Source organism: Pseudomonas thivervalensis (assembly GCF_001269655.1).
GTDB lineage: Bacteria > Pseudomonadota > Gammaproteobacteria > Pseudomonadales > Pseudomonadaceae > Aquipseudomonas > Aquipseudomonas thivervalensis.
Genome location: NZ_LHVE01000012.1, coordinates 180,341 through 198,319 on the forward strand (window position 1 = coordinate 180,341; position 17,979 = coordinate 198,319).

The window sequence follows — 17,979 nt, forward strand, 5'->3', positions numbered from 1 at the left end:
TCCACCAGCATGACACCGTGGCGTTTGGCAATGGGTAACTTCCGCAGCCACGGGTAAAGCGTCGCGCCCATCAACAGATCCCGGGCGTTAATAGCGAAAACAGTGATCATCAGCCGAACGACCGGGACGTGTTGTTCCCAAAGGTCCAGCGCGGCAATCGATAAGCGCCAGCATCAACCAGTGTGCTCATGAACACGACTGATATATCACTCAAGCCCGTTTGCACAGTAGCCAAATTCGGCGGGGCTGCTTCCCCGCCGAGCCTTAGGTAAGCGAGTGGGCATGCCGTAGTGCTGGGCAAGCGCGAGCACATCCCAATCATTGAGGGAGGACAGTTGATGATAGGCGTGGCGCTCGGCGTTGAATTTCCTGAAAGCCTTAGTGGCCCTGGAGATCAAAATCCCCTGATCTGGTTTTGGGGCTCCGGGCCAGAGACGTCATTAATCCCCAGTTCGCGTTGCCTTGGCCTCGATAAACCGAGCCGTGGACCGTATCGGATTCTTTATTGAGCTTCTTAACTGCGTCGATGTACTCAGTCAGACTCGACACAACAACAAATAGTAAAGCCTGCGTCAAACGCGTACCTTGCCTCATTTCCCCAGGCAAAACGACGTCAGTCAACCCGGAACAGCAGCAAATTGCCACCACGCTACAGGTGATGTCATGAGCACCCTTGAAAAAGCCATATCGATTTCCGCGCTGGCCCATGAAGGGCAAGTGGATAAGGGCGGCGCCCCTTACATTCTGCACCCACTGAAGGTCATGCTGCGCCTGGCCCATGACGAAGAGCGCATCGTGGCGGTGCTGCATGACGTGGTCGAAGACACCACGACAACCCTCGCCGACCTGCGCAATGAAGGCTTCAGCGAAGCGGTCCTGGGCGCAATCGACGCGCTCACCAAATGCGAAGGCGAGACTTACCAGGCCTTTATCGAGCGGGCTGCACGCGACCCGTTAGCGCGTCGAGTGAAGCTGGCGGACCTTGCGGAAAACAGCGATTTGTCTCGCATGAACAAGCCAAGCCAGAAAGACTTGGATCGAATGGAAAAGTACCGCAAGGCGACTGACTACCTGACGGCCTTGCAGCAGTAGGCCCCCTTGAAACAAATAGAGTGAAGCGCGTCACAGACCAAGCGACCGCTCAAGCTGCCAATGCGGAATGTTCCACATCAACGCTCATAAAGCGGCAAAATAAACGCCCCAGACAACTCGCTCGAATCTTCGACTAAACCAAAGCAACCAATGCTCTAAAACCAGAGCGCAGGATTTCTTGGAAGAAAGACAACTTTTTATGGAAAACAGGAGCCTTGAAAATGAGCACGACTGAACAAGTACAAAGCACTGGCAAATACAGCGCCAAATGGCAGGAACGCTTCGACTTCTTTGACACCTACGGTGCGCCAAACGACCCGCGCTACAAGGAAGCCTTCAAGAAGCTGCCTGGCTTCAAGAAGAAAATCCTCATCAACGCCAATGTGATCGCGTTTTTCTTCGGTCCTATCTACCTGTTTGTTTTGGGTCTCTGGAAGAAGAACCTGGCCCTGCTGGGTATCTTCGTGGCGATCAACATCGCCTTGAGCGTGATTTTCGCCATCATCGGTATGGAGTTTCCGCGGCCGTTGAGCACGGGCCTGAGCATCGCCATGTCGATGATGTACACGCTGATGGCCAACTACGCGTACTACCTCAAGGAAGTGAAAGGCGAACAAGGCTGGAATCCGTTCAAAGGTATGCGTCTCTGATTGCAGGCTTGGGTCATCAAGAGCCCGCACCTCGTCATGATGAGTGTGCGGGCTCGTTGTTTCCGAGTCGTGGGGATTTGGATAGCCCAGTCTGCAGGCCTGCGAAGTCTCCCCCGGTCCGACTAATCCCGAGTCGGTTCTTTAGCAAACAAGGTATACGGCAGAAATAGCGTATCGGCGACCAAGCTGAACGGCAGGTCAATCAATGCCAATGGCACCAAGGCACGAAACACCCCGGCATTTTCGTCCGTTGCGGCCTTGATCACTTCAATGTCGGTGGAGGACCCGCAATACGGATGAGGACCACAACGTGGGCGATCATCGAAGGTTTCAGAGAGCGTCGAACAACCTGCCAGTAGAACAACGGCCAACATACTTAAGAACGGTTTCATGCAGTCACTCACGAATACGGGCCGGAAGAAGAGCCATCCGCACTCTACTCCAAGCCCTGTGACACGGGCGACTAAGTTATACGTTTTGCGTCAGTGCGCCGTACTCCCGTCAGAAACAACGACCCGGACGTCGGCCACTGCCCGATAGCGCCAGACCTTCATAGAGGCGCTGTCACCCGGCGTCATGCGACCGATGATGGCCGTAACCTCGGAAGGGTTGTTCACCGCCGCGCCGGCGATCTCCAAAATAATATCCCCCGCCAAAAGCCCCATTTTCGTGGCATCGGCGCCTGGTTCCGGACCAAACACCAGCACCCCTTTCGCGGAAGGCAAACCGAAGCTCTTTACAACAGCAGGCGTGACTGCGCCGAGATGCGCCCCTAGGTGTCCAGCCGCAACAGGCATGGGAGCGGCATTGCTTTGGGCAGGTATCGGGGCTGGCGCTGCTGTCGTAGAGGGAACAGGACTGGCGACAACGCTTGGCTGCGTTGCGCTATGACGAGAACAGTCTCGCTGAGCGACCACTTGATGAATCACTTGCCTGATTCTTTCTGTCCGAGGCGTGGGGTACTGGTCATAGCTGTCCCGAGTAATCAACAACGTATTGCAGTCCATGGCCTCATAGGTCGCAGGAGACTCGGTAGTCCGATGATATTCGGCGTACTTCGCCTTTTCCTCTGCGCCCATGGGCAGAAAGATACAACCCACGAGCAACGGGGAAGCGGTTGCCATTAGCGAAACGAGTCTGAATGACATAGCCATCCCTGATGGTGGAGTTTTTGAGTTGGGGGTTGAACGCTACTGTTTTGCCATGCGTCTGTCCAATACTTATCGTGCTCTTGGGCAAGAGGATCAGACCCACCGATAAATTCCATGGCGACTTACGCCGACACCTTCCCAAGCCCAGCCAAGTGTTAAGTAGGCGATACATATCTGTCAGCATTTTAAACACTCGTACCTATAACTCCTTAATCTCTTGAAAAGAATGGCAGAATACACAGGCGCGACTACTCTGAGCCCTAGCGATATCCAAAAAAACAATGCAAGGGAGCAGCAGATGAAAACACTACCATTGATAATGGCTGCATTACTCTTAAGTGGCTGCAATGCAAACTGGAACAGCATCTATAGAACCCATGACTTCCAGCTTCCTCAAATAGCCAAAGAAAGGCAAAAGTCCGTATTTATAGATATTAACCAGAGAGCAATTATAAGCGGCAACGACACCATTTGTGCGGAACCGAGCCCTGATGCAATGCAAGCCTATGCAGCTCAACTCGCTGCCTCCGGCGCTCTGAGCGATAGAGCCAAGGCGGAATTGGCAGCCGCGGTACAAACTTCGGCAGCCTACATTGGCGTCAGATCAAAGAACATTCAGCTCTTCAGAGACGAATTTTATCGACTTTGCGAAGCTCGCATGAACGACACGCTTGATGATGCACAATATAATTTTTTCCTGGCAAGACTCCAGCGTTACTCGGTGGCATTAGCAGCCGTGGAAGAACTGAACCAGGGAGCAATTGCTCCGGCTGTGTATCTAGCGTCCTCCGGCAGCGCATCAGTCGCAGGGTTGGCAGCCCAGCGGCAAGAGTTGACCGCCGTTCAGAGCGAGCTGGCGACTGCAAAAAAAGCGGTGACCGATACACCTTCTGACGCAGCCAAGACGAAGGTAGCTGAATTAACCGGAAAAGAAGCAGAGCTCAAGAAGATTATCGATGAAAACAAAAACAATTCAGTCAGTGGTACAACTTCAGGGGGGATTGGAACACCAGTAAATGGTACATCTCAAATAACGGCAGACGCCACTCAAAAAATCATTACAGCCGTCCTGACAACTAATGACCTCCCCTACATGTGCCTTGAACGCTTGAATGAATATGCCAAACGAAACATGAACTTGGGCGAAAGCGACTCATGGTCTCAACTGCCTGACGGACGTATCATTTCCAAAGGCGGACGTCCGCTGAATGAAGCCGACAGGGTCATCGTTTCATATTGCAAATCCATACTTCAAGCAGCTGGGTCTAATGCACAATTCTGAATATTTGAGAAAAAGGGATCGAATGCAAGAGCATCGGGGGCTTGTTCCGCCCCCGCTTTTCGTTAATTGTTTTTGACTCGCTTATAACGACAGATCAGTTCTGTCCAGTCATAGCCTTGGCCGCCTTCTCCAGATTAGCAGCCTGGCGCCCGACGGCTTCAAAGCATTTATCCTGCTCCGCCATCTGGAGTTTCAGGCAGCTGAACGCGTTTTGCTGCACTTGTTGGTTAGCGGAGTAGAATTTGTAGCAGAATCCCGCTACTGCGATTAAAACGATTACGTACAACAGCTTACCCATGACAGCTCCTTTTTTGAGCGCATCAAAATACCCCATACGCCGACCAAAATGAAGGCAAAAGAGTGGCACCACCCTCAAAATGGGAAAAAGCGACAGCGAACAGTGCATCAAGATGCGCCCAAGCTTCTGAGCAACTGATTCAAGGCGCGTCGACGTCAGACACCGAGCGTCTGATCAGCCTGCGCCGAAAGCGGCACATCAAATACTCGATCAAACCCCCATTGAAAAACCAGCGCGTAGAAAAAGAAAAACACAAACAACCCCAGGTTCGTCACCAGCGCCAGCCACAGGCTGATGCCCAACCACGCACCAATCACCGGCGTGAGGATCAGCGTCAAGCCGCCTTCAAATCCCAAGGAATGGAGCAACCGTCGCTGCCAGTTGCGATGGCGGCTGGGTTGGCGGCGCTCCCACCATTCGAACAGGCCGTTGAAAAGCATGTTCCAGGCCAGCGCGACGGCAGAAATCACCAGGGACAGCAGGGTTGAATAGCCCATCCCTTGTTCGTAGGTCAGCGCCAGCGCCGGTGCCACGAACAGCACACCACCGGCTTCATAGAGGATGGCCTGGAGGATTTTACGGGGTGTGCCTTGCATCGCTGGGCTCCTTGGCTGGGTTGGAAGACCACAGCCTGGCAAGTTGAGCCCCTGCGCACAATTGAGCTAAATTGAGCCACGCTCAACCTGAGTAACCCACCCGCATGTTCGCCAAACTGCCCCTCACCGCCTTGCGCGGCTTCGAGTCCGCCGCACGGCTGGGCAGCTTCAAGGCCGCGGCCCAGGAACTGAATGTCAGCCCGGCGGCGATCTCCCATCAGGTTAAAAGCCTTGAAGCCTTCCTGGGTGTGCGCCTGTTCGAACGCTCCAGTCAAAACGTGCGCCTGAGCGCCGACGGCGAGCGCCTTCACCCTTACATGCACCGCGCCCTGCTCGATATCCAACAGGGCCTGCAAATACTGTCGCCCTTGTGTGCCGCCCAGTCGCTGGTGGTGAGCACTACGCCGGCGTTCGCCAGCCTGTGGCTGATCCCTCGGCTCGGGGATTTCCATCGATTGCACCCGGAGATCGACGTCAGCCTGCACAGCAGCAACGACGTAGTGGACCTGCGACGTGACGCCAGCATCGACCTGGCGATCCGCGCCCTGTTCACGCCGGATCCACAGCTGTTCGAACAGCCTTTGCTGGACGAGTATTTCGGTGTGTATCGCCGCCCCGGCTGGCAACCACCCGCAGCGGGCTCGCCTGTTGAACTGATCGACGTGCCATGGCTGAGCAGCGCCAAGGTGGCGGTCGACTGGCCGGCATGGTGCGCCAAGGCCGGCACCCTGGGCTGGCTGGAAAATGCGCGTTTTCGGCGTTATGACGAGGAACAGCACGCCCTGCAAGCGGCGATCGCCGGGCATGGGCTGGTGCTCGCCAGCAATGTGCTGGTTGCCGACGCGGTTGCGCGGGAGGAGTTGATTGATTACCGGCCTGAGGTTCGTTTGGCGGGCGCGCGATATACGGTGGTGTGCGTGCCGGGGCGGGAGCGGCAGGTGGAAGTGCGGGCTTTTAGTGAGTGGTTGTTGGGGTGGAGTATTGGTTGAATTGGATCAGCATGAAAGATCGTTTGCTGTCCGATTAAAGAGCGGCTTTTTGGATCCCTGCATAGGAAGCCGCATCAGAGCGTAGGGTATGGACAGATTTGTTCCTTTAGAAAAAGGCAGAAATGAAAATCTCGTCTCTGGTCCAAGCCTTGGTGGATTTGTACTGATAGGATCCTGCTATCTTTTTTTGATAGCATGAGCGAAATGAAGAACAGGCACCGGAAAATCCTAGAAGCGATCTACCGCACGCCAACCAGCGCGGCAGTAGTGTTTGCTGACATTGAGGCCTTAGTCGTTCATTTGGGCGGCCAGATACTGGAGCGCCAAGGATCGCGGGTCAAGCTCGTGTTACGAGAGACCCAGTGGCGCTGCCATCGGCCGCATCCTGGAAAGGAAGCCAAGAAGTATCAGGTAGAAGAAGCTCGAGAATTTCTCCAGCGGGCAGGAGTTGAACTATGAACAGCATGACCTATAAGGGCTACACAGCCCGTGTTGAGTTTGATGAGCGTGACGACATCTTCGTCGGTCGAGTTCTGGGAGTACGTGACATCATCAGCTTTCACGCCGCCTCAGTGACAGAACTGCGCGCCGAACTTGCTAGTGCTATCGAGGATTATTTGGCGGACTGTGTCGAACAAGGGGTAAGCCCCGAGAAGCCTGCCTCTGGAAAGGTGATGCTGCGCATTCGTCCTGAAGTGCATGCTGCCGCGACCATTGCCGCCCAAGCTGCTGGCAAGAGCCTGAACCAATGGGCCGACGAGGTGTTTGAGCGCGCAGCACACGCCTGACGATAAACCGGATGTTCCTGCCAGCCCACCCCAGGCCAAGAAGGAAAATCCATCCTCTGAATCTGTGGCCGTCCGAGCACAACGGATCCCTGTAGCGCCTTCAGCGCAGTAGAACAGCGGAGCGCGACTCGCGCCCCTTCTTTCCTCGCCCTCAAGGAAGAGGCGGACTCGCCGCGAAATCCGTAGGGATATTGAGAAAGGAATGCCAGGCGTCTACAGCGTCATGATGCCGTTGGGCGGCATCTTCCCAAAAAGGACCGGATACCTCTTTCGCAGAAACCAACATCATCATCTTAATCGTCGCGGCATCCAGCTCTTTGAGAAGCTCATGGGATGTGGCCCTGAATTCTTCGAACGACGTCATTCCATTTGCCTCGGGCGGTGTTCACCGCCATTGAGGAATACATATTCCTCGATGAATGGAGTCCCCCCGGCGGCGGTAATTCCAAACGGTCGGACCGCCGGTCAATTCATTTCGAAGCCAACCTTCTACCGGTCCCAATCCTACTCCGTGGACAGAAATCGCTTGATGATCATCGAGATCGCCTGCGCCGCAGAGGCCATGGCTGTGTCTATGCAAAACGGAGCTTCGTCCCATGGCTCATATTCATGATCCAGTACAGACTGCCAGGTGGGTGGCGTCAGCCCGGGAATGTCACCTTCCCTCGTTTCTACCCGGCGCTGATGTTCATGTTTATCGGAGCAAATCACTTGGATATTTACCAACCGACTACCCGCCCGTGAGGCAACTTCGCTCCACGCGGTTCGGCTGTCGAGGACTGGATTGACACAATCAACGACAACCGTGTGCCCCAAACGAAGATTACTCAGGGCCAGCTCATTGGCGACCATGTAGCCACTGCGCCCGACATCTTGCGCAAGCGCGCCAGAGTTCCGAATCGCCTGTTCAATCGTATCGATCCGCACGTACACGGCACCTGTCGTAGCGGCGAGGTCATTAGCGATAGTCGTTTTTCCGGTGCCGGGCAGGCCGCTGAAAACAATGAGCATTCCAGTTCCTTGAATGAATGAGTTAATCCAGTGTAGGCAGCAGCCCGTCATACGGCAGTAGAAAGCAAAAACCGCAAGAACGATCAAATGTTCTCCCCATGCATTTGATAACGTCGCTTTCAGCATTCATGGAGACCGTCATGCTGAATATCGAGAGGGCCCTGTGGTACATCGAGTTGGAGCTGGGATCCCAACTCGATCTGGGACGTGTCGCGCGCCATTGCAACCTGTCTCCCTTTGCCTTGGCCCGTTTGTTTGCGCTGTCGACGGGCTGGTCGGTGATGCGGTACATCCGTGCTCGGCGGTTGAGCCAAGCAGCACTGGCCTTGCGTCGAGGCGCGCCGGACATTCTGCAAGTAGCGCTGGATGCCGGCTACGGCTCCCATGAAGCGTTTACGCGCGCCTTCTGCGATCTGTTTGGAGTCACACCGAAGCAAGTGCGTGGGCACGAGGATGAACATCTCTCGCTAGTGGAGCCTTTACGTATGAAAGAAAGGAAGCTCATAACACTCTCCGAACCTCGCTTTGAAACCAGGGCAGCGTTTTTCATCGCGGGTATGGGAGATCGTTTTACCTTCGATAAGAACGAAGGCATCGTCGGTTTGTGGCAAGCGTTTTCCCACTACCTGGGACGGGTCCCCGATCAGGTCAACAACTGGAGCTATGGCCTGTGCTGTAATCCTGGACTGGACGGTAGTTTTGAATACATTGCCGGCACAGAAGTGTCCTGCGTAGAAAGTCTTCCTCCGGCTTTTCGTTATTTCAGGGTGCCGCAGCAAAACTATGGTGTGTTTCGACACCAAGGCCATATCTCGACGATCCATCAGACGTTCTTCACCATTTTCAATCACTGGTTGCCTGAGTCTGAATATGAGATAGCCGACGCGCCTGAGTTCGAGCAGTACAGCGCGGATTTCGAACCCTCCCGAGGGAAGGGTTACGTGGACGTGTGGATACCGCTTGCAAGACGTCAAGCATCCGGTGTCATGGATTTATAGGTCTGACCATCCAGTACGGAGCCCGCCCCATGAGTTTTAATTGGCACAGTGATCAGCTCACAAGAGATACGCCAGTTTGCAAGGATTATCGAAACACACAGAACGTCCGCCGATTCATGGTGGAGCACTGCGGCGACAACTTTAAATTTGACCGAGACTTCATGGCCTGGATACGTGATGGCGCCCCTAAAACGCTCGGAGACGCCGTCGATGAGTGGCTGCTGCGCAATCGCGATGACCGTTGATGAGCGGGCATCTCGTAAGCACTCTGATGCTCAATGAAGAACCCTGCGACTCTCCCCAATCCGGATCCTGTCGAGCGCCCTGTTTAAAGCATCCAAGGCATCGAGCAGGGCTTTCGCCTCAGCTTCCCGACCGTCGCCCCAGAGGCGCTCTGCCATTTTGTTCAGTGCCTGGATGGAGCGCTCAATGTCAGCAGCCGTCGCTGCTTTGCTTTCCTGAAGTTTCTTTGGCATTGATTAGTCGTCCTCGGGCGCGTTGTTTCATCAGCTTCGACGCGAATACATCGCGCGGCAGAACGCTAGGCTGGAGTTCCACACCTTTCACCGCCGATGCCCCGGTTAACCAACACTGGCAAACCCAGGATCGCACTACTTGGCTTTTGCGCTCTTGATGTCACTTATGATTTTCTGAGAAATAGCCTGAACCTGCTCTTGGGTCATGGCCGACATGACGCCTTCCCAAGCAGACGACGAGGTGTCATAGGTGCGAGTTCCAATCAGGCGACCCGATTTCAAGTCCGAGTAATCTGCACTGGAATTGACCCACGCATTCCCCACCATGACCCCTGCTCCGTAACGAGCGCCTGGGGTCAGGTAACGAAAATTGGTCACGTTGATCTTGATACCAACACCGTCCTTGCTTGCCTGGCTTGATGCCTGAGCCTCTGTAAGCCTGTAACCGGCGCGAGTCGCTTCGACTTGCAGAGCGTCATTCCACTCCCGCTTCAAGCGAGGCCAGTCCTCGTTTTGTTGAACCTTGCTATTCCCCTCAAAGTTTACGATCAGGTTCTGCTTGGCTGACTCCTGAATGACGAGCGTTTCAGTCCCGCCGCTTTTTACAGAGGCAGCGCATCCGCTCAACATCAAAACTGCAACAGCACAGGACAGCGCAATCGAAAGCTTAGGTGTGTTCATTGAATTTCCATATCCACAAAATCGGTTGAGAGAGGCGTTAAATATCCCCGCCGAGCCAGATGGGCCCACACGCTGGACGCGCAGAATTTAGCACCATTGCTTCGCTGCTACGAGCCAAGGGCGGGAATCAGAACAACTGGGACAGCCCTCGATATTGCGTACATTATCTGCGGCCAAAATACCTTTTCATTTAAGTCCCAATCAATTGGCAAGTGTCCGGGCAAAACGCTGAGTATAGATTGACTGGATGTTTTCCCAGCGCAAGTTACGACGAGGACCTCCTGCAAGTGCCGCTATAGAACCCACCGCAATCGGCGGAAACCAGAAGGCTGAGGACAGACCGCGATTTGAGTTCACGTGTAATCGGACCGCCTCATAATCGTGGTCTGCCCGCGCTTTCCTTGCGTCCGCAGCCCACAAAACCATTGTCGCGAGTGACGATGAGGAGATGGGGACAGACTCCGATTTGAACTCATGAGCACTTTCCAACCCACTGTAACGCCACCCTGCTGATGTTCGCTCCCTACGGGCTCGGCTCGTCAAGAAGGCACGAAAACGGCGGAAAAAATTTAAATTGGACCAGGCCATATCCAAGCGTGCCTGCACCATTTCATTTTTCGCCTGGACGATCTGCCCTGCCAAACTTAACGCCCTTTTTTTGAATTCCCTGTGAAGCGCCTCCTCCTCGGTCTCGTTTCCCTGTGGCTTAACCGTCATCTCGGAAAATGTGAAAAGAACTTTGTCGCCGAGCACATAAAACGTGCCGCTACATTTTTGTATACCGCCTTGAAAGATAAAATCGACCGAACTGAACGCATGTTCGTCCGTGTTTACGTAATACAGCGGCTCACCCTGAAGATTTCGAACTATTCCGTCCTGATGAAGCCGCCCCAAGGGCGCCCCATCGCTGCCCCGGCCTTTGAAGACCAAGTACCGGCCGTTCGTGTAGTTGTACGGCATTATCGGTCCTCATCCCGAATAGACATCGAAACACATGGCTTGCCCATTCGCAGCTCATTCCTGGCCTTTTCCCACAACGCTATCAGGTCAGGCACCCCCCTGCTCATTTCTTCTCACGACCTGGACCGCCACGGTGAAAGAACCCCTTCGAAAAGCGAAAAGGCTCGATGCACGAAACGGTTGAAACGAGCGGCATCACGCCGCAGCCCTGCCTGTTGCCCCCCAATCAAGCACAAGTGGGCCACCTGCCCCATCACTTCTGCTTCGCCTGGCCTATGGGCCAAGCGACGACACGTCCGTATCGCGAAGTCCAATCGTCGTGTGTCAACACGCTGCTGAAACTCGCCTACCAACGGATCGTGCAGCGACCAGGCTCGGATGGAAACTTCTCGCCCAGGTTGTTTCTCAGCGGCAACACTCAAGTAGCGTTTCAAGATTTCGCCCGCGCTACGACCCTGGGCCGCAAAAGCGAGCATGCGCTCCGTGTAGTCTTCTTCCCAAGCGGCCAGCAAGGTGCGAACAAAGTCTTCGCGATTGCGGAAATGGTGATAGAACGATCCGCGGGTCACATTCAATCGGCGCGATAGACTCTCGGCTGACACGCCAATATGCCCTGTCTGGTCGAGGGCCTCGAAACCAGCCGCGATCCAATGGTGACGCGTTAGTTTTTCCATCCGTTATTTCGCTCCTTATTTATTGCCATACAGGCTGTGTATGGCGCGCAACCGATCGATACCCTGCGAACACCAGCAAAGATGGCCGTTGCGTTTTGCACGCCAGCACTTTTCATGGAGCTCGCCTTGAAGAAAATCGTCCTGGTTGCTTTCGACCAATTCACCGATATCGACCTATTCCTGATGTGGGACATCTTAGGCCGCAACACCGAGGACTGGCACGTCCGAATATTGGGTTCCAGCCCTGTCGTACGATCGGCGCATGGCCTGCCTGTTTCGGTGCACGGTCCGCTTTCCGAGGCCAATAGTGCCGACGCGGTATTGTTCGCCAGCGGCAAGGAAGGAATACCCGCCGCACTGGCCTCCCCGGATTTCCTGCCGTCGTTTGAACTTGACCCCAAACGCCAGCGAATCGGCTCCATCTGCGCCGGCGCTTTCATTCTCCAACGGCTTGGGCTGCTCAGCGGCCGAGCAACGACACACCCGGATGCACGATCGGGCTTGCAAGCCCTGGGACTTGAGCCCGTGGATCAACCTCTTGTATGCCAGGGCAACGTTGCAACTGCTGGCGGATGCCTTTCGGCGCTCTATCTGGTGGGATGGTTGGTTGAATCCTGGTTCGATGCCGACAAGCGCCGTGCGACATTGCTTCCTGTTCTGCCTGCCGGGCAGCAAGCGTTCTATGATGTATTGATCGGGCTCAGTATCCGACAAGGAGAAGTGGGCGCGCCCCAACAAGAAATGCGACATGGCATGTCATCTAATTGGTAGTTAGAACTCAGGAAGAGATCCCCGATGCCCCGAGAATGTGAGCTCATTATGTCCGTGCCGGTCCCCTCGAGGTCCGGCGTCATCCACCTTTACAAGTCGACGAACCTGGCGGACGCCTTTGCGATTCAGCTCCCTGCGGGCACATCCAGCGATCCAGAGGTGCTAGCTCGATTCGTCCTTTCCCACCAGCCATCCTGGATCGGATGGCTCATGAAAATCCGGGACACTGTCGTTGCCTGTTTTGGGCTCAAGACAGCCAGGCATCTGGCAACACTTGCTCATCGGATTCAAATCTTCAAGGTTTACAGCACGAACCAGACTGAAATCGTGTTGGGAGAGGACGACAAGCACCTCGACTTCCGCATATCGATCCTGTGTTCTGAAGAGGCAGAGCAAGAAGGCAGTCGCCAACTGGTTTTTTCAACCGTGGTCCAGTGCCACAACCGACTGGGGCGGGCCTACATTTTCGTTATTGCCCCGTTTCATCGTTTGGTTGTTAAGGCGAGCCTGCGCCGTGCAGCGCGTATTGGTTGGCCTCTGGCTGCCTGAGCCGCGACGCCGCAAACCCCGTGGCGAGGGAGCTTGCTCCCGCTGGGTGGCGAAGCCGCCCCAAAAAAAGGGATGGCGCGGTTATACAGACAAACCGCATCAACCCGTTTACGACGGCTGCGCCGCCGAGGACAAACCATGGACCGTCTCATACCGTAGTCTGCCCCCGTTCTCCTCTTATGGAACGAGCGGCTTATAAGTCGCCCGTTTTCATTACTCCGCCGCCTGCTCCCGCAATCGTCTTCCAATCACATCCATGACATCACAACCATCGCGTAACGATGTGGTCAGCAATTTACAAAAATCAGTGAGCACCACGGTGTCTGAACTGATGTCCGAGCGAAACGCGATATTTTCCAAGACTTGGGTCACCGTGCGGATACGGTAATCGGCGGTTTCGAAAAGGACATCTAGAGGCGCTTCGGTGTCGATGAGCAGGGTTGCGGGGATGCAGTCGATGCCGGTGATGGGCATGTATCGGGTCATGAGCAGTACCTCTTCAATTGATAAGGAGCAGGAGCTTCTGCGCTTCATTCAATCGAGTCGCCAAACCCGAATCGCCATCCGGGCGATATAGAGGCAATAAGTTGCCTATCCAGATGCTGCAATGCGCTGGCTTCCGAGGTTTGTGTAGGAGTTTGCGTCAATGCCTTTCGCGGCGCTCGTTTGAGCCCTCATAAGCCGCAGCGGCAAAAAAGTCCCTCCCCTTTTCCCTTTTTCCCGCCCCCCTTTTTCCCGAAACAAAAACGTCCGGCGCAGCCAAGCTCCCTCCAACCTTTGAACGAGGGATTGGAACGCTGAACGCTTGCCTACACAGCACCAAAAGACCAGAATAACGACCTAAATCGGAGTCTTATCTATGCAAAATATCCTGGCCGATGTGGCCGTCAGCGTATCCGAACTCAAGAAGAACCCCTCTGCCGTCCTGAGCGGCGCCAACGGCTTGCCCGTGGCGGTGCTGAATCACAACCGCGTTATGGGCTACATGGTCCCTGCCAACGTGTACGAGGCGATGGTTGAGCGCCTGGACGAACTGGAACTGGTTCACTTGGTCAAGGCACGGCTCGATGCCAACGAAACACCCGTTCGAGTATCTCTCGACGATCTCATCGGCGAGGCCGAGGCAGATATCGCCAATGGCCGTTGAGTACGGAGTCGAGTGGGATCCGAAAGCGCTGAAGGAACTGCGCAAGCTCGACGGCACCATCCGCCTCCAGTTCTTGCGAAAGCTCCAAGAACGGCAGGCCGGGCCACGAGTGCCAGGAGATGCGCTTCACGGCATGAAGGATTGCTACAAGATCAAATTGCGCGGCGCCGGCTACCGACTCGTGTACCGCGTTGAGGATGGACGGATTGTCATCCTGGTGCTGGCCGTCGGCAAGCGGGAACGAAGCAGCGTTTACGATTCGGCCAAGAATCGGTAGGCAGATAAAAGAAGCCCGGCGCTGAGTGAATTAGGGGCAGACCACGATTAGAGTTCACCTGTACTCAACCTCCCCATAGTTGTGGTCTGTCCCTGAGGGATCCCCGAATTTTCTTACAGGAAATCAAGAAGTTGGAATATTGAAGAGACCTGCATGAGTCGGCAACTTGGTTTGCACCACACAAAAACAAGATCCCGAACCCATGCAGGCCATCCGATTTTTACACAGAGCGCTCGCTCAAGCACTTCCCTCTGTCCATTCCCGTCGTCTGACTACGTTGATGAGTTGTGTCAGTTCGTTACTGCAAGGCCGTCGTCTGACGCTGACAGGTCTAGGACGGTCTATGCCAGGCCGGGCTTACCCCAAACATGCCATCAAGCGAGTAGATCGATTGCTGGGTAATCAGCACCTCAGAGCAGAGCGTCCACTGTTCTACTGGGTGATGTTACGAGCATTGCTGGGCTCTCTAAAACATCCATTGATTTTGGTCGACTGGTCTCGAATTGACGCCCCAGGGGACGCGTTCTTGTTGAGAGCGGCGATCCCGTTGGCGGGACGCTCATTTCCCATTTATGAAAGTGTGCATGAGCGTGAGAGTTGCCCGACATACCAAAAACGATTGCTCAACACACTGGCCGAACTACTGCCTGACGGCTGTATTCCCATCTTGGTAACTGACGCAGGTTTTCGGCGTCCATGGATGAAGGCAGTGGCAGCGCAGGGCTGGTATTACGTGGCTCGCATAAGAAATCGTGAGCTTTATCGCAGTGGTGGCGCTGACTGGCAACCAGTGAAAAGCCTATATGCTCTGGCCACTTCATCACCCAAATCGTTGGGCCGTGTCGAGATGACCCGTAGCGCTCCCCATTTCATCGACTTGTATTGTGTCCGTCACTCGGCCAAAGGCCGAAAGCATCAACGAGTCACCGGTTCAATCGCCAAAAATAAGCTCAGTCGTCAGTCTGCCAGACGTGAACGTGAACCCTGGTTGCTGGCGAGCAACCTGGAGCACAGTGAGTGGAATCCGGCGAAAATCGTCGTGATTTATAAAAGGCGCATGCAGATCGAAGAAGGCTTCCGGGATGTAAAAAGTGAGCACTTGGGGTTGGGGCTGAACCTGCATAGAAGTCATTGCCCTCGGCGCATTGAGGCGCTGCTGTTGATTGCGGCTCTGGCCAACTACCTCATCTTCCTGACAGGGCTACAGGCACGTGAAAGCAAATTGGAACAGCGTTATCAAAGCAACAGCCTTAAAGATAGGCGGGTGCTTTCGTTGTGGCGCTTAGGGCTGGAGTATTGGCGTTGCTGCACGGACTTTGGCGGACGAGAGCATTTAGAAAAGCTCGAGCAGGCCCTGCGTGACGAGGTGCATTATCAGGCGCAGAGCCTGGAGTAGATTTGTGGGGATCCCTCAGGGTCTGTCCTCGCTTCTTCGATTGTTGACCGTCAAAAGCTGGCACAGCGTAATTACACCGAGTTGAGTGGAACTGCGAGAGCGGATATAGACAATAGGAGTCGACTTCAACTTCAGGTGTCGACTATGTCCAAGCTGTCCCGCTTCATTTTTCGCTTCATCCTGCTCCTCACACTGCTGTGCTTCTTACGATCGGACTCGACACCACCTCGCGGTGATGCGGAACCAACTGAAGGTTCCCGGAAGGAAGCTAACGCCGTTAATGCTCTTGGGCTCGGGGGAACCGAGGGGACAGACCACAATTTTGATCCGTCTATAATCGGCCAGTCTCATAATCGGTCTGTCCCCCGCTTTCCTGGGTTCAGCACTTGAAAAGCACATTGCACCGAGTGCACCACCTTTCAGCTGCGCTCCGATTCATTGGAAAACGGAGGGGAGGATGACTTGGATCGGCAACCGTCAAAACCAGTGAGAATCCTATGAATCTACGTCGAATCTCGTCGGCTGGAACGCTCATGCCTGCCCCTTCGACTATTTGAAGAACGCCGCCCGATACCTTGCTGTCAATCTGTTGCCACTCAAACTGCCAGCCCGTTACCCACGTGAAGTCTCGAACTTGATAATCGCCGGTGGCGCTTTGGCATTGAGCGAGTTTTTTGTTGGAAGGGTCAAAGGCAAAAAATATGGGGCTTGGAAAGGCGAGCAGCTGAGTCTCGTCAAGGCTCAGGCCTTCTTTTAGGTTGATGGATGCTACAAGCGCTTTTGCTCGTCTCTTGCGCCGTATCAAGTGCCATATAGCGAGGCAAAAAATAGAAACAGAAGCCAGGAAGAGCTGACGTCCTTCGACGGTAAGCTTACCGGACGAAAACTCTATCATGCCCCACACGAATCCTATCGTCGCAAGCCCCGATAACCAAGCGGCGGGGATCACTATACTGTTAGCGAGGCGAGCTCCGAGCGTCCTCAAACAGCTTTTCATCATAATTCAGTTTTCGTCTCGAAATTGTTTAGCCAGCACCCCAAACCTAGTCATCACGGCATTGACCTTCGCCTTGTCGTGCGCATACGGCGCGAAGAATGCCAGGATCATGTATCGGTCTTCGTAAAGCTCGCCCTGTACGTAGACTAAAGCGGCATCTAGCTGCGGCCGCTTTATGTCGCATTTTCTGTAGGCTTGCCGATCGGAAGCCCTGAACTTTTGGGGTGGTAGAGCGATATGAATATGGCGAAGTTGGCCGGATCGAGCCGCTGCCGGCTCGTGATATGGCTGATCACACCCCATGTAACTGGGAAGTGTCTGACCTTTGCTATCCATGCAGACGGTAAAATCTTTAATTATCTGGTCTAGTGCAAAAGGATGGGCTGCGAGTGCCAACTCGATATCAGCCCGCAATTCAGGATGGATTTCGACTCGAATAACCACTATCCGACTTGATCGATCAGACGCTGCGTGTTGCGGGTCGTCAGGGTCTTCAGCCCTTCCAAGTCGATATCGCTCTCGATGACATTCGGGACGATTGTGCGTTGACGTATCAGGGAATCATTCATCGCCGCGACCGAGCGCGCCTTCGCTACAGCTCGAAGCAGCGTATTGAACTCTTTTTCGCGCCCGACCGGAGTACCTGCTTCACGGAGCCTCTTCTCTACAAACCTCAGGTTGTCTGCGATCAAGCCAAAAGGATGGTCTTCCAGATGGCGTTCTGGAACGTCTGCCTCGCACAAAATCCTGGTGTATTTACCCATGTCGGTTTCGAGCCTGCGCAGTTCGCCAACAACACTTTTCACAAGATCCTGCACATTCGCCTGGGTCCGCTTCGCTGCTGCAGTTGACTGTTTGGCTGGCGCTACTTCCGTATGCGCCATTTGATCAGTCATGACCAAGCATGCCGCAACCATAGTCATGGCGATGGTCGGCCCCGACCAAGAGCCTTTGCTTTGAGCTGCTACTGTCATAACGTCACCAAATCTATCGAATTGCTCAAATACTATACAGTGAAATCAAGGCTCGATGCATGGCAGCGAGCAGCGGGTAGTAAAGCCAGCGATACGCCTATCCACCGGTTTACCAAACCCTTTTTTACTGAAAACATCCAGAGCGTAACGCGATAGAAAACCTCCGGCGAGGGCTCAGGGCTTGATTAGCGCCTTTGAAGACATTTTCAGAAACCTCCTACG

28 protein-coding genes and 1 pseudogene are annotated in these 17,979 nt (G+C 54.4%); 13 read left to right on the top strand and 16 right to left on the bottom strand.

Annotated features, from left to right (window positions below; genetic code table 11):
- Positions 1-2: 2 nt before the first annotated feature.
- Together AD659_RS29375 and AD659_RS29820 are read right to left on the bottom strand one after the other, a co-directional pair.
- Positions 3-235: pseudogene (locus AD659_RS29375) on the bottom strand (AzlC family ABC transporter permease); the annotation flags it as partial.
- On the bottom strand, positions 207-398 hold the full coding sequence (locus AD659_RS29820) for an FRG domain-containing protein (protein WP_231987664.1): 192 nt from the start codon (positions 396-398) through the stop codon (positions 207-209). The pseudogene AD659_RS29375 and the gene AD659_RS29820, both read right to left, overlap by 29 nt.
- A gap of 265 nt (positions 399-663) precedes the next feature.
- Between AD659_RS29820 and AD659_RS17145 the strand changes: the two genes are divergently transcribed.
- Both AD659_RS17145 and AD659_RS17150 read left to right on the top strand, forming a co-directional pair.
- Entirely contained in the window at positions 664-1,092 is a 429-nt protein-coding gene (locus tag AD659_RS17145) for an HD domain-containing protein (RefSeq protein ID WP_053123398.1), read from the top strand.
- Between the two features lie 221 nt (positions 1,093-1,313).
- Positions 1,314-1,742, top strand: coding sequence for a DUF2628 domain-containing protein (locus tag AD659_RS17150; protein ID WP_053123400.1), 429 nt, complete (start codon positions 1,314-1,316; stop codon positions 1,740-1,742).
- Positions 1,743-1,864: 122 nt separating this feature from the next.
- On the opposite strand, the gene AD659_RS17155 is transcribed toward AD659_RS17150, so the two are convergent.
- Both AD659_RS17155 and AD659_RS17160 read right to left on the bottom strand, forming a co-directional pair.
- Entirely contained in the window at positions 1,865-2,134 is a 270-nt protein-coding gene (locus tag AD659_RS17155) for a YceK/YidQ family lipoprotein (protein ID WP_053123403.1), read from the bottom strand.
- A 90-nt stretch (positions 2,135-2,224) separates the two neighbouring features.
- Positions 2,225-2,890, bottom strand: coding sequence for a PDZ domain-containing protein (locus AD659_RS17160; RefSeq protein WP_082343579.1), 666 nt, complete (start codon positions 2,888-2,890; stop codon positions 2,225-2,227).
- A gap of 301 nt (positions 2,891-3,191) precedes the next feature.
- Here AD659_RS17160 and AD659_RS17165 point away from each other — a divergent pair, with 301 nt between their 5' ends.
- Positions 3,192-4,175: a hypothetical protein gene (locus AD659_RS17165; protein WP_153043884.1), complete on the top strand. Its 984-nt coding sequence runs from the start codon at positions 3,192-3,194 to the stop codon at positions 4,173-4,175.
- A 94-nt stretch (positions 4,176-4,269) separates the two neighbouring features.
- On the opposite strand, the gene AD659_RS17170 is transcribed toward AD659_RS17165, so the two are convergent.
- Together AD659_RS17170 and AD659_RS17175 are read right to left on the bottom strand one after the other, a co-directional pair.
- On the bottom strand, positions 4,270-4,473 hold the full coding sequence (locus AD659_RS17170) for a hypothetical protein (protein WP_053123409.1): 204 nt from the start codon (positions 4,471-4,473) through the stop codon (positions 4,270-4,272).
- Positions 4,474-4,628: 155 nt separating this feature from the next.
- Entirely contained in the window at positions 4,629-5,069 is a 441-nt protein-coding gene (locus tag AD659_RS17175; protein ID WP_053123411.1) for a PACE efflux transporter, read from the bottom strand.
- Positions 5,070-5,173: 104 nt separating this feature from the next.
- On the opposite strand from AD659_RS17175, the gene AD659_RS17180 reads away from it, so the two are divergent.
- The 3 genes from AD659_RS17180 (at position 5,174) to AD659_RS17190 (ending at position 6,846) form a co-directional block, all read left to right on the top strand.
- Positions 5,174-6,058: a LysR substrate-binding domain-containing protein gene (locus tag AD659_RS17180; RefSeq protein ID WP_053123413.1), complete on the top strand. Its 885-nt coding sequence runs from the start codon at positions 5,174-5,176 to the stop codon at positions 6,056-6,058.
- A gap of 204 nt (positions 6,059-6,262) precedes the next feature.
- The gene (locus AD659_RS17185) at positions 6,263-6,517 is read left to right on the top strand and encodes a type II toxin-antitoxin system HicA family toxin (protein WP_053123415.1); all 255 of its coding nucleotides are present in this window, start codon (positions 6,263-6,265) and stop codon (positions 6,515-6,517) included.
- Positions 6,514-6,846 (top strand): type II toxin-antitoxin system HicB family antitoxin, encoded by a 333-nt coding sequence (locus AD659_RS17190; protein WP_053123417.1) that lies wholly within the window; start codon positions 6,514-6,516, stop codon positions 6,844-6,846. The genes AD659_RS17185 and AD659_RS17190 overlap by 4 nt, the downstream gene beginning before the upstream one ends.
- 151 nt (positions 6,847-6,997) lie before the next feature.
- On the opposite strand, the gene AD659_RS17195 is transcribed toward AD659_RS17190, so the two are convergent.
- Positions 6,998-7,210 carry a hypothetical protein gene (locus tag AD659_RS17195; protein ID WP_053123419.1) on the bottom strand — a complete coding sequence of 71 codons (213 nt, stop codon included), beginning with the start codon at positions 7,208-7,210 and terminating at the stop codon, positions 6,998-7,000.
- Between the two features lie 140 nt (positions 7,211-7,350).
- Entirely contained in the window at positions 7,351-7,857 is a 507-nt protein-coding gene (locus AD659_RS17200) for a P-loop nucleotide/nucleoside kinase family protein (protein ID WP_053123420.1), read from the bottom strand.
- A gap of 140 nt (positions 7,858-7,997) precedes the next feature.
- Here AD659_RS17200 and AD659_RS17205 point away from each other — a divergent pair, with 140 nt between their 5' ends.
- Positions 7,998-8,855 (top strand): AraC family transcriptional regulator, encoded by an 858-nt coding sequence (locus AD659_RS17205; RefSeq protein ID WP_053123422.1) that lies wholly within the window; start codon positions 7,998-8,000, stop codon positions 8,853-8,855.
- 29 nt (positions 8,856-8,884) lie between these two features.
- Positions 8,885-9,100 carry a DUF6434 domain-containing protein gene (locus tag AD659_RS17210; RefSeq protein ID WP_053123424.1) on the top strand — a complete coding sequence of 72 codons (216 nt, stop codon included), beginning with the start codon at positions 8,885-8,887 and terminating at the stop codon, positions 9,098-9,100.
- A 30-nt stretch (positions 9,101-9,130) separates the two neighbouring features.
- Here the strand turns inward: AD659_RS17210 and AD659_RS17215 are convergent, their stop codons facing one another.
- The 4 genes from AD659_RS17215 to AD659_RS17230 all read right to left on the bottom strand — a co-directional run bounded on the left by AD659_RS17215 (position 9,131) and on the right by AD659_RS17230 (position 11,646).
- A complete protein-coding gene (locus tag AD659_RS17215) occupies positions 9,131-9,331 on the bottom strand; it encodes a hypothetical protein (protein ID WP_013693816.1) in 201 nt (66 codons plus the stop codon).
- A 135-nt stretch (positions 9,332-9,466) separates the two neighbouring features.
- Entirely contained in the window at positions 9,467-10,012 is a 546-nt protein-coding gene (locus AD659_RS17220) for a DUF4410 domain-containing protein (RefSeq protein WP_053123426.1), read from the bottom strand.
- A gap of 201 nt (positions 10,013-10,213) precedes the next feature.
- Positions 10,214-10,972, bottom strand: a complete 759-nt coding sequence (locus AD659_RS17225) for a hypothetical protein (protein WP_053123428.1) — start codon at positions 10,970-10,972, stop codon at positions 10,214-10,216.
- A 113-nt stretch (positions 10,973-11,085) separates the two neighbouring features.
- Positions 11,086-11,646: a TetR/AcrR family transcriptional regulator gene (locus AD659_RS17230; RefSeq protein ID WP_053123430.1), complete on the bottom strand. Its 561-nt coding sequence runs from the start codon at positions 11,644-11,646 to the stop codon at positions 11,086-11,088.
- A 126-nt stretch (positions 11,647-11,772) separates the two neighbouring features.
- On the opposite strand from AD659_RS17230, the gene AD659_RS17235 reads away from it, so the two are divergent.
- Both AD659_RS17235 and AD659_RS17240 read left to right on the top strand, forming a co-directional pair.
- A complete protein-coding gene (locus AD659_RS17235; protein WP_053123609.1) occupies positions 11,773-12,417 on the top strand; it encodes a DJ-1/PfpI family protein in 645 nt (214 codons plus the stop codon).
- A gap of 24 nt (positions 12,418-12,441) precedes the next feature.
- Entirely contained in the window at positions 12,442-12,966 is a 525-nt protein-coding gene (locus AD659_RS17240) for a DUF2867 domain-containing protein (protein ID WP_053123432.1), read from the top strand.
- Positions 12,967-13,179: 213 nt separating this feature from the next.
- On the opposite strand, the gene AD659_RS17245 is transcribed toward AD659_RS17240, so the two are convergent.
- Complete coding sequence (locus tag AD659_RS17245) at positions 13,180-13,452, bottom strand: hypothetical protein (RefSeq protein ID WP_053123434.1); 273 nt, start codon at positions 13,450-13,452, stop codon at positions 13,180-13,182.
- A 373-nt stretch (positions 13,453-13,825) separates the two neighbouring features.
- Here AD659_RS17245 and AD659_RS17250 point away from each other — a divergent pair, with 373 nt between their 5' ends.
- The 3 genes from AD659_RS17250 to AD659_RS17260 all read left to right on the top strand — a co-directional run bounded on the left by AD659_RS17250 (position 13,826) and on the right by AD659_RS17260 (position 15,786).
- Positions 13,826-14,113, top strand: coding sequence for a type II toxin-antitoxin system Phd/YefM family antitoxin (locus tag AD659_RS17250; protein WP_053123436.1), 288 nt, complete (start codon positions 13,826-13,828; stop codon positions 14,111-14,113).
- Positions 14,103-14,390 (top strand): type II toxin-antitoxin system RelE family toxin, encoded by a 288-nt coding sequence (locus tag AD659_RS17255; protein WP_053123438.1) that lies wholly within the window; start codon positions 14,103-14,105, stop codon positions 14,388-14,390. Before AD659_RS17250 ends, AD659_RS17255 begins: the two co-directional genes overlap by 11 nt.
- A 202-nt stretch (positions 14,391-14,592) precedes the next feature.
- The gene (locus AD659_RS17260) at positions 14,593-15,786 is read left to right on the top strand and encodes an IS4 family transposase (RefSeq protein ID WP_053123440.1); all 1,194 of its coding nucleotides are present in this window, start codon (positions 14,593-14,595) and stop codon (positions 15,784-15,786) included.
- Positions 15,787-16,165: 379 nt separating this feature from the next.
- Here AD659_RS17260 and AD659_RS17265 read toward each other — a convergent pair whose 3' ends face one another.
- From AD659_RS17265 to AD659_RS17275, 3 genes are all read right to left on the bottom strand, one after another.
- Positions 16,166-16,681 (bottom strand): hypothetical protein, encoded by a 516-nt coding sequence (locus AD659_RS17265; protein ID WP_231987663.1) that lies wholly within the window; start codon positions 16,679-16,681, stop codon positions 16,166-16,168.
- Positions 16,682-16,789: 108 nt separating this feature from the next.
- Positions 16,790-17,227 carry a type II toxin-antitoxin system YafO family toxin gene (locus tag AD659_RS17270; RefSeq protein ID WP_053123441.1) on the bottom strand — a complete coding sequence of 146 codons (438 nt, stop codon included), beginning with the start codon at positions 17,225-17,227 and terminating at the stop codon, positions 16,790-16,792.
- Entirely contained in the window at positions 17,227-17,679 is a 453-nt protein-coding gene (locus AD659_RS17275; RefSeq protein WP_153043885.1) for a hypothetical protein, read from the bottom strand. The genes AD659_RS17270 and AD659_RS17275 overlap by 1 nt, the downstream gene beginning before the upstream one ends.
- Between the last annotated feature and the right edge of the window lie 300 nt (positions 17,680-17,979).